Origin of the sequence: Clostridium fallax (genome assembly GCF_900129365.1) — a bacterium.
Lineage (GTDB): Bacteria > Bacillota > Clostridia > Clostridiales > Clostridiaceae > Clostridium_AH > Clostridium_AH fallax.
The window spans coordinates 46862-57763 of record NZ_FQVM01000016.1; the positions used below are offsets into that span (position 1 = coordinate 46862).

At 28.3% G+C, this 10902-nt stretch carries 9 protein-coding genes and 1 other annotated feature; all 9 genes read right to left on the reverse strand.

Translation table 11 applies throughout. From position 1 onward, the window contains the following. Positions 1-66: 66 nt before the first annotated feature. Positions 67-2703: an alanine--tRNA ligase gene (alaS, locus tag BUA70_RS08860; protein WP_072896434.1), complete on the reverse strand. Its 2637-nt coding sequence runs from the start codon at positions 2701-2703 to the stop codon at positions 67-69. A gap of 45 nt (positions 2704-2748) precedes the next feature. Then, positions 2749-2921, reverse strand: a binding site (T-box leader). Between the two features lie 153 nt (positions 2922-3074). Beyond that, positions 3075-4100 (reverse strand): AI-2E family transporter, encoded by a 1026-nt coding sequence (locus tag BUA70_RS08865; protein ID WP_072896436.1) that lies wholly within the window; start codon positions 4098-4100, stop codon positions 3075-3077. A gap of 1 nt (position 4101) precedes the next feature. After that, complete coding sequence (locus BUA70_RS08870) at positions 4102-4575, reverse strand: PRC-barrel domain-containing protein (protein WP_072896439.1); 474 nt, start codon at positions 4573-4575, stop codon at positions 4102-4104. Positions 4576-4704: 129 nt separating this feature from the next. Further along, positions 4705-5781 carry a tRNA 2-thiouridine(34) synthase MnmA gene (gene mnmA, locus BUA70_RS08875; protein WP_072896441.1) on the reverse strand — a complete coding sequence of 359 codons (1077 nt, stop codon included), beginning with the start codon at positions 5779-5781 and terminating at the stop codon, positions 4705-4707. 7 nt (positions 5782-5788) lie between these two features. Further along, a complete protein-coding gene (nifU, locus tag BUA70_RS08880; RefSeq protein WP_072896443.1) occupies positions 5789-6220 on the reverse strand; it encodes a Fe-S cluster assembly scaffold protein NifU in 432 nt (143 codons plus the stop codon). 1 nt (position 6221) lies between these two features. Next, positions 6222-7406: a cysteine desulfurase NifS gene (gene nifS, locus BUA70_RS08885; RefSeq protein ID WP_072896446.1), complete on the reverse strand. Its 1185-nt coding sequence runs from the start codon at positions 7404-7406 to the stop codon at positions 6222-6224. Then, complete coding sequence (locus BUA70_RS08890) at positions 7399-7860, reverse strand: RrF2 family transcriptional regulator (RefSeq protein WP_072896448.1); 462 nt, start codon at positions 7858-7860, stop codon at positions 7399-7401. The genes nifS and BUA70_RS08890 overlap by 8 nt, the downstream gene beginning before the upstream one ends. A gap of 135 nt (positions 7861-7995) precedes the next feature. Beyond that, positions 7996-9270 (reverse strand): replication-associated recombination protein A, encoded by a 1275-nt coding sequence (locus tag BUA70_RS08895; protein ID WP_072896450.1) that lies wholly within the window; start codon positions 9268-9270, stop codon positions 7996-7998. A gap of 109 nt (positions 9271-9379) precedes the next feature. Then, entirely contained in the window at positions 9380-10558 is a 1179-nt protein-coding gene (locus tag BUA70_RS13300) for a 3D domain-containing protein (protein WP_072896453.1), read from the reverse strand. Positions 10559-10902: the final 344 nt, after the last annotated feature.

A 10902-nucleotide genomic window follows, 5' to 3' on the forward strand; every position in this document is an offset into this window, starting at 1 on the left:
TAATTTTTTTATTCACACTTAATATCTTACCCATATTATAAATCAAACTTATTAAATTGTATAGTATTATAGCATATTTTCAGCGAATTCACAAACCTTTGATAATGCCTCATCTATCTTATCAGGGTTCTTTCCACCGGCTTGAGCCATATCTGGTCTTCCACCACCGCCACCACCAGCGATTGATGCAACTTCTTTTATCATTTTTCCACAATGGATTCCCTTAGCTATAGCTTCTTTAGTAGCCATTGCTACAAAATTAACTTTTCCATTTGCTTCACTACCTAATACTACTATACCACAATCTAATTTATTACGCACTTTATCTGCAAGATCTCTTAATCCATTTCCATCTATATCTTTTAATGATGCAGTTACTATTTGAACACCTTTAATTTCTTTTAAGTTATTTAAGATATCATCTTCTGCTCCTTGAACTAACTTACCTTTAAGTTCTGCAATTTCTTTTTCTTTTTCCTTTAACTCATTGTGCTCTGCTGTAACTTTTTTAACTAAATCTTTTTCAGTACATTTAAAAATTCCAGCTACTTCTTTTAATAAGTTATTTTTTTCTTCTACAAAGTTTATAGCACAGAATCCAGTTAAAGCTTCTATTCTTCTTATACCTGCTGCAACTCCAGTTTCTGAAACTATTTTAAATAATCCTATTTCTCCAGAATTCTTTATATGAGTTCCTCCACAAAGTTCCTTTGAAAAATCTCCAACTGAAACAACTCTTACTTCATCACTATACTTATCATCAAATAAAGCTGTTGCTCCATCTTTTTTAGCTTCATCTATAGTCATAACTTTAGTGTTAACAGGAATTACATCCATTATTTTTTCATTTACTAAATTTTCAACTTTCTTTATTTCATCTTCTGTTAGTCCTTTAAAATGAGTAAAGTCAAATCTTAATCTTTCTGCATCTACATAAGAACCTGATTGATTAACATGATCTCCTAAAACTTCTTTTAAAGCTTCATGAAGCATATGAGTTGCTGTATGATTTTTACCTATCTTGCTTCTTAAATCTTTATTAACCTTTAGTGTCACTTCATCATTAGTTTTTATTTCACCTGAAAGAACCTTAACATAATGAACTATTTTTCCACCTACATTTTTCTTACAATCTAAAACTTCTACTTTACTATTTTTGTTTTCTATTATTCCTTTATCGCCTACTTGACCACCCATTTCAGCGTAAAATGGAGTTACTTCAGTAACTAAGAATCCTTCTTCTCCTTCTTTTAAGAAATCTTTAAACTCTTCATTATTTCCAAGAACTAAAACTTTAGAATCTAACTCTAATTTATTATAGCCATCAAATATAGTATTTACTGATCCTTCTATTTTATTTATAGGACTTTCTTCACTACCCATGTAAGAAGTTTCTCCTCTAGCCGCTCTTGCTCTTTCTCTTTGTTCTTTCATCTCTTTATTAAATCCATCAAAATCAACAGTTATACCTTTTTCTTCTACTATCTCCTCTGTTAATTCAAGTGGGAATCCATAAGTATCATAAAGTTTAAATGCTTTATCTCCTGATAAAACTTTTTTTCCTTCTGATTCTACTTCTTTTATATATCCCTTTAAAATTTCCATTCCACTATCTATAGTTTCATTAAATCTTTCTTCTTCAAGAGTTATTATTTTCTTTATATAATCTTCTTTTTCTCTTAATTCTGGATAAGCATCTCCATAATTTTCTATAACTGCATCTACTATTTTATTTAAGAATATTCCATCTGCTCCTAAAATTCTTCCATGTCTTGCAGCTCTTCTTAATAATCTTCTTAAAACATAACCTCTTCCTTCATTTGAAGGTTGAACTCCATCACTTATAAGCATAGTAACACTCTTTGTATGATCTGTTATTATTCTTATTGATATATCTTTTATTTTATCTTCTCCATATTTTGTATTTGTAAGCTCACAAACCTTTTTTAATATATTATTTACAGTATCTATCTCAAAAATATTATCAACACCTTGCATAATAGTTGCAATTCTTTCAAGACCCATTCCTGTATCTATATTAGGATTTGCTAATCTTTCATAATTTCCATGACCATCACCATCAAATTGAGTGAAAACTAAATTCCAAAACTCAACTATTCTATCTTCATCTGATGCCTTTACAAACTCTTCAGCACTTTGAACCTTTCCTTCACCTCTATCAAAATGTATCTCTGAACAAGGTCCACAAGGTCCTGAGCCATGCTCCCAAAAGTTATCTTCCTTACCTAATCTAAATATTCTTGATGGATCTATGTCCGTTTTTTTAGTCCAAATATCAAAAGCCTCATCATCTTCATGATATATAGTTACATAAAGTTTATTTTTAGGCATTTTTAATACTTCAGTTATAAACTCCCAAGCCCATGGAATTACTTCCTCCTTGAAGTAATCTCCAAATGAAAAGTTTCCAAGCATTTCAAAGAAAGTACCATGTCTTGATGTTTTACCTACATTTTCTATATCCCCAGTTCTAACACATTTTTGACAAGTAGTAACTCTTCTTCTTGGTGGCTCTTCAACTCCAGTAAAATAAGGTTTTAAAGGGGCCATTCCTGCATTTATAAGTAATAAACTTTTATCATTTTTTGGAACTAATGAAAATGAAGGTAATATTAAATGACCTTTACTTTCAAAAAACTTTAGATACGCTTCTCTTAATTGATTTGCTCCCATTTTTTCCATTTTAAAATCCTCCTATTTTTTCCAATATAAAAAGCCTTCATCCCTAAAAGGGACGAAAGCTAACTTCCGCGGTACCACCCTAATTATGCATTTTTATGCATCTCTTAAAATTTAAAGCTCCAAGATAGCTTCAAAAAGTTATGCTAAAGAATTCTCACCAACCATTCTCTCTCTGAATAACAAATTACCTTTCTACTTATTCCCTTCATTGCTTCCTATTAACTTATAGGCAAATTATATTAAATTATTATTAAACTGTCAATATATCTTAATTTCAAAATAACTTTATCTGATTAAAATTAAATTATATTAAATTTTTTAATCTTTATTTTAAAAACTAATGTATCAGTTCATTTTACATTAATATAATCTCAAAAAATATAATAATTTATATCTTCATAAATAACTTTTATTGTAACTCCTATAGGTATTGCTAATATCATCCCTGCAAAACCTCCTAACTTTTCTCCAATAAGAAGAAGTAATATTATAACTAAAGGATGAATTCTAACAGAGCTGGCTGTTATATATGGAGCTAATAAATTTCCTTCTATTTGCTGTATCAATAAAAGGAAAAATGCTGTATATAAAGCCTTTGAAGGAGAGGCTAATAAAGCAACCAAAACAGCAGGTACAGCTCCAAATATAGGTCCAAAATAAGGAACTATATTAGCTATAGCATTTACTAAAGATAACCATAACGGGTATTCTACCCTTAAAACTATAAGAACTATAAAACTTAAAACTCCTACAATTAAGCATAGAAATAGTTGGCTTAATATAAACTTTCCTAATATTTTATCTATATGCTCAAACATTTTTTTTAAAAATGCTCTTTTATTTATAGGAAATAAAAGATAAAATTTATTAGATATTAAAGCTGAATCTGCTAAAAAATAATAAGTAACTACAGGAATAACTGCTAATGATAATATATTCTCAATAAAACCTATTAATCCATTTAATAGACTTTGAGATAGATTTATTATAATATTATTTAGCTTATTTGAAACCTGTATCCACATATCATTTATAAAAGAAAAATTTTTAGAATCTACATTTTTAAAGAGCCACTGTTCTATTTTCCCTCCAATCTCTACAATCCCTTCCATATTTAATTCTTCACTAAATAATGATGGAATCATAAAAGATATAAGTAATATTATAATTGAAGGTATAGATATTACTAATACTGCCGCTATAACTCTTTTATTAATATTTATTTTTTTGCATATATATTTATAAAGAGGTCTTAATGTATATGAAAGTATAAAAGAAATCACTAAAATCTCTACTATTTCTTTAACTATTTTTATTTTTAAAAGGAAAAATATAATTAATACTATTAAAAATACTATTAAAAATTTTATAATTATATTTTTATTTCTTATTTTCATTTTATAATACCCTATGTGGCATAGCTGCTAAATTTATTTTGCTATTTCCAAAATATAAAATACTTTTTTCTCCTAGAATAGTTTCACCTAAAAGCAAAACTTCTTTTCCCTTTAAAAATTTATTAATTAATCCTGAGGATATTATTAAACCTTTTATTTTAAAATTTTCAATATCTATAAGTAAATCCTCAACTATACCTATAATTACTCCATTTTTATTTAATACTTCCATATCCTTTATTTTTTCAAAGTTTAATCCTTCATGTTTTTTAGCTTCTTTCGCTATTATTACTTTATTTATAGATAGTATATCTTTGGCATCTATAAAATTTTTTTTAGAAAATCCCTTTGATGAAATTTTAAATCCTGTTATAATCTCCTTAAAATAATCTATTTCTACATCTTTAATTTCTCCTATCTTTTCTCCCTTTACATTTAAAACCCTTATCATATGAAAGTCATTTACTCTATGCATTTTCCCACCTACCTTAAAGCTATTTAGCTATAAGATATTCTTTCCAATATAAATAAAAAAATACATAAAATAAAAAACTTAAGACAAACAAATCATTTAAATTTGCAATCTTAAGTTTAATCTATAATTTTATAATAAACTTTCTATAACTCCGCCACCAACTACTATATTTCCATTATAAAATACTACTGATTGACCTTTAGTTATAGCTCTTTGTTTTTCTTTAAAAGATACCTTAACCTTTCCATCTGGTAAAGGACTTATAATAGCTTTAGCTGGTTTTGCTGAATATCTTATTTTAGCTTCAACTTCCATATCTTTTTCAAGTTTTTCAATAGATATAAAATTAACATCTTTAGCTTTTAAGTCTGTTTTAAAAATCTCTTCTTCAGAGCCTATTACAACTTCATTTGTAATAGGATTAATATCTATTACAAAAACTGGTCTTCCTAAAGCCAATCCTAGCCCTTTTCTTTGACCTATTGTATAATATACTATTCCCTTATGTTTTCCTAGTATATTACCTTCTTTATCAACAAAATTTCCTACTTTAACCTTTTTAGGTTCACAATTTAATATGTACTTACCATGATTATTATCTGGTATAAAACATATCTCTTCACTATCTTTTTTATTATGAACTGCAAGACCAATCTCTTTTGCTATTTCTCTAATTTTATCCTTTGTGTATTCTCCACAAGGCATAAGAGTATGAGCTAATTGATATTGAGTTAAATTATATAGAGCATAAGTTTGATCTTTTCTATCATCATCAGCTCTTTCTAAAAGATATCTTCCATTCTCTTCTTTTATTTTTGCATAATGTCCTGTTGCAACATAATCTGCACCTATAGCTTTAGCTTTTGTTAAAAGTTCATCAAATTTTAAATACTTATTACAAGCTATACAAGGATTTGGTGTTCTTCCATTTAAATATTCATCCACAAAATAATCTATTACTTTTTCTTTGAAGCTTTTTCTAAAATTTAAAACATAAAAAGGGATACCAAGTTTATTTGCTACTCTTCTTGCATCTTCTACTGCTGATAAGGAGCAACAACCACCTTCTCTTTCTTCTACTTCCTTATCCTCTTGCCAAATTTGCATAGTAACCCCAATAACCTCATATCCCTGCTCTTTTAAAAGATAAGCAGCGACAGAGCTATCTACTCCGCCACTCATACCTATAACAACCTTTTTTTTCATATGGTTTCTATTCTCCATGAACTTGCTCATGAATATCATGAGAATGTTCTTTCATATCCCAAGGTTCTAATCCTTGTTTTTCTCTATAATCATTTATTGCTTTGTGGATTGCTTCTTCTGCTAAAACTGAACAGTGCATTTTTACTGGTGGAAGTCCATCTAAAGCTTCTGCTACAGCTTTATTTGTTAAATCCCAAGCTTCTTCTAAAGTTTTTCCTTTTATAAGTTCTGTAGCCATACTTGATGATGCTATAGCTGAACCGCATCCATAAGTTTTAAATTTAACATCTTTAACTATATTATCTTCAACCTTTAGGTATATCTTCATTATATCTCCGCATTTAGCATTTCCAACTTCACCTATACCATTGGCATCTTCTATTTCTCCTACGTTTCTTGGATTTTTAAAATGATCCATTACCTTTTCACTATAAATCATATTATTTTTCTCCCTTCTTCTCTACGTTCTCATAAAGTGGTGACATTTGTCTTAATCTATCAACTATTTTAGGTAATACTTCTAATACTTTATTTACATCTTCTTCTGTAGAGCCATCACCTAAAGATAATCTTAAAGAGCCATGAGCTACTTCATGTGGTAATCCAATTGATAATAAAACATGTGATGGATCTAATGATCCTGATGCACAAGCACTACCACTTGATGCACATATACCTTCAAAGTCCAACATAAGAAGAATTCCTTCTCCTTCAATAAATTCAAAGGATACATTAACATTACCTGGTAATCTCTTATCTCCTATTGGTCCATTTAATCTAGTGTATGGTATTTTAGTTAATCCATCTATTAACTTATCTCTTAATACAGTTAATCTTTTTATATGATCATCTAAGTTTTCTGTAGCTAGTTCAATAGCTTTTCCCATTCCAACAATAGAAGCAATATTTTCGGTTCCTGCTCTTCTTGATCTTTCTTGTCCGCCACCATGAACTAAGTTGTCTATTCTTATACCTTTTCTTATATATAAAACTCCAATACCCTTAGGACCATAAATTTTATGTCCTGCCAAAGATAATAAGTCTATATTAAGTTCCTTAACATCTATTTTTACATTTCCTATAGCTTGAACTGCATCTGTATGGAATAAAACATTTCTTTCCTTACAAATTTTTCCTATTTCTTTTATAGGTTCTATTGTTCCGATTTCATTATTTGCAAACATAATTGAAACTAGTATAGTTTCATCTGTGATAGAATTCTTTAATTGTTCTAAATCTATAAAGCCTTCACTGTCAACATCTAAGTATGTAACTTTAAATCCTAACTTTTCTAAGTATTGACAAGTATGAAGTACTGCATGATGCTCTATCTTAGTTGTTATTATATGCTTTCCTTTATTTCTATAGGCAGAAGCAATTCCTTTTAAAGCCCAGTTATCTGACTCAGAACCACCACCAGTAAAATAAACTTCACTAGGATCACAATTTAAAGCCTTTGCCACTCTATCTCTTGCTTTATCTATAGCCATTTTAGTTTCCCTTGCTAATCCATAAAAAGATGATGGGTTACCAAACTTCTCTGTAAAATATGGCATCATTTCCTCTAAAACTTCTGGTTTTACATAAGTTGTAGCTGCATAATCCATATAAGTTGTTTTATTCATTTTCTTCACTCCTATCTACTAAATGAATCATTTCACGATTCTTTTGAATGCTATAATAATCATTAACTATATCTTGAAGAGTTACTGATTCCATTACCTCTTCAATACTTCCTTTTATTTTTTTCCAAAGAAGTCTTGTTGCACAACAATCTAAATTATCACAAGGTACTCCTTCTATACATTCTGCAATTTCTATAGGGCCTTCTAAGACATCCATAATATTTGCTATGGTTATATCCTTAGGTTCTCTATTTAAAACATATCCTCCTTGAGCTCCTCTTATACTTTTTATAAGCTTTGCCTTTCTTAAAGGACTGAATAATTGTTCTAGATAATATTCTGAAATATTTTGACGAGATGATATGGTTTTTATAGATACCGGTGGTTCGCCATAATGTATAGCTAAATCAACCATAGCCTTTACTCCATATCTCCCCTTGGTGGATAATTTCATGTTCTCACCCCTTAATGTTGAGTAAAACGATATGCTTTACAGTGTAATAATATCAAATCCGACCTAAACTGTCAACAATTAATGTTTTATAATATATAATTATTTTTATAAATACTAATAAAAATTTTTAAAATACTACTTAATATTTTTTATTTTCTTCCAATATTCATAAGCAGCCATTTCATTTTTGTTTTTACAAGGTTCATAATATACTGAAGATAATAAATTATTAGGCAAATAATTTTGCTTTATATAATGATTTTCATAGTCATGAGGATACTTATAATCATTTCCTCTTCCTAGAGAAACTGCACCACTATAGTGACAATCCTTTAAATGCTTTGGTATATCATCTATATTTTTATTTTCTAAATCTTTTAAAGCTTTATCAATAGCTAAATAAGCACTATTAGACTTTGGAGCATTTGCAAGCAATATAGTAGCCTCTGCTAAAGGTATTCTTGCTTCTGGAAATCCTAATTGATTTGCAGCATCTACACAGGATTTAACTATAGATATAGCACTAGGGTATGCTAATCCTATATCTTCACAAGCTATAACCAAAAGTCTTCTACATATAGATATTAAATCTTCTGCTTTAATAAGTCTTGCCAAATAATGAAGAGAGGCATCTACATCGCTTCCTCTTATAGATTTTTGGAAAGCACTTAAAATATCATAGTGACTATCTCCATTTATATCATATTTAAATATTTTCTTTTGAGTAGTTTCTTTTGCTATATTTTCTGTTATATGTATTATTTTATTCTCATCTGCATTAGTTGAGCTTAAGGCTAAGTCTAAAGCATTTAGAGCCTTTCTTAAATCTCCATTAGAAGAAACTGAAAAATATTCATAGGCTTTTTCATCTATTTGTATTTTCATACCTGGATAATCTCCTTTAGATTTTTCCACAGCCTTTTTTAAACCTTCTATAATATCTTCTTCTAATAGAGGATAAAATTCAAATATAGTAGATCTACTTAAAATAGCTTTAAATATATAATGATAAGGATTTTCTGTAGTACTTGCAATTAATGTAATCCTTCCATCTTCTATAAATTCTAAAAGAGATTGTTGCTGCTTTTTATTAAAGTTTTGTATCTCATCTAAATAAAGAATAACTCCATTAATTCCTATAAAGGTATCTAATTCTTCTACTATTTTTTGAATATCTTTAAGAGATGCATTAGTAGCATTAAGTTTATAAAACTTTTTATTTGTTTTTTCAGCTATTATATTAGCTACAGTTGTTTTGCCAACTCCTGGTGGTCCATAAAAAATCATATTACATATTGTTCCACTATTTATTATTCTATATAAAATTTTATTTTTATCTAAAATGTGTTTTTGCCCTACTACATCATCTAAGGTTTTAGGTCTTATTTTATCTGCTAAAGGCTTATACATATAATCACATCCTTTCTTTTATATATAATATAGAATAAATTAAATAAAAAGAAGGCATAAATAATATTATACCTCCTTTAAAATCCAATTATAACCTTCTAAATAAATTTTACCATTCACCAGGATAAGCAATTATATTAACAGTAACATTTTGCCTTCCCCATGCAATACATTCACTATGAGAATTCATATATAAATCTATTATATTACCTTTTATAGCACCACCAGTATCTGTTGCAATAGCCATCCCATATCTCTCTACATAAACCTTTGTGCCTAAAGGTATTACTCTAGGATCTACTGCTATTGTACTAATACCACCAGGGTTTCTTACTGGCTTAGAGCCTGTAGCCGTTAAAGTTCCTCCTGAATAAGCAGTTGCTTGCATAGTTAATGTTTTTTTATAGTTTCCAGGTCCATTTTGTATAGATGAAGTATTTCCTCTAGAGCCTGTCTCAACTTTTGCAACTGCACTCATAGAAGAAATTTTATCATTACCATTACTTATTGCTGACTGTGCTTTATTTTTTACAGAATCAGTTGTAATTTGTGGTAATAAATCCTTTAATGTTTTTATAGCTTCTTTTATAGCACTTATATCTTGACTATCATTAATAATAGATACAGATTTTGCAATTAACTCACTTTCATTAGCCTCAATAATTGATGCTACCTGATCTTTTTGAGCATTTAATTCATCTAAATATTTCTTTTGTTCAGCTTTTTTCTCTTTTATCTTTGAAATATCATCTTCTGTAGATTTTTTTAAATCTTGTAATTCTTTTTCTTGTGAATTTAATTTTTCAATTGTATCATCTAATATTTCTTTCTTCTCATTTATTTCATTAATAAGTTTTTTATCTAAAGAAATTATCTTATTTACAGCATTAGCTCTAGATAAAAAATCAGAAAAACTTTTAGAGGTTAAAAGTATTGATAAATACTCTGTAGAACTATTACTTTTATAAATAGCCCTTACTCTCTTACTAAAGGTTTCTTGCTCTTTTTCAAGTTCCTCTTTAGTTTTTTGAAGTTTAGCTTCATTACTATCAATTTCACCTTTAACTTTTCTTATATTATCATTATTCTCATCTAGCTTACTATTTAAATCGCCTATTTGATTATCAAGATCAGATATCTGTGAGTTTAAAGAAACTATTTCACTATTTAATTGTTGATATTTAGCTTTATTTTCATTCATAGAATCATTTGGTGCTGCTAAAGCTTTATAGCTTGTCCCAAAAGTTAAAGCCATTGCAATTATAGTTGATATAGCTTTTTTTCGCATAACTCTCTTTACTCCTCCTCTTTATTAATTAAATTAATGCTCTAACTAATATATAATATTTTTGAGCAAATATTTTTTTAATTGTTTTTTATTATAACACATTTAATAGATATTGGCACATTTAGTAGATATATTATAATTATCTTATGAATATTTCTTAAACTTTATTATATCATTTATGTTTTTATAATTATTTTAAATATTTTTTACTTTAAATTACAAATATACTTTTAAAAGTATATTTAACTAAGTCATGTACCACCAGCTAAGCTGGTGGCTTGATTAAGCCCTATAAGGGCATGGTACTGGCAGCGCTACTCGCGCTCTGAAAAACCGCCAATCGC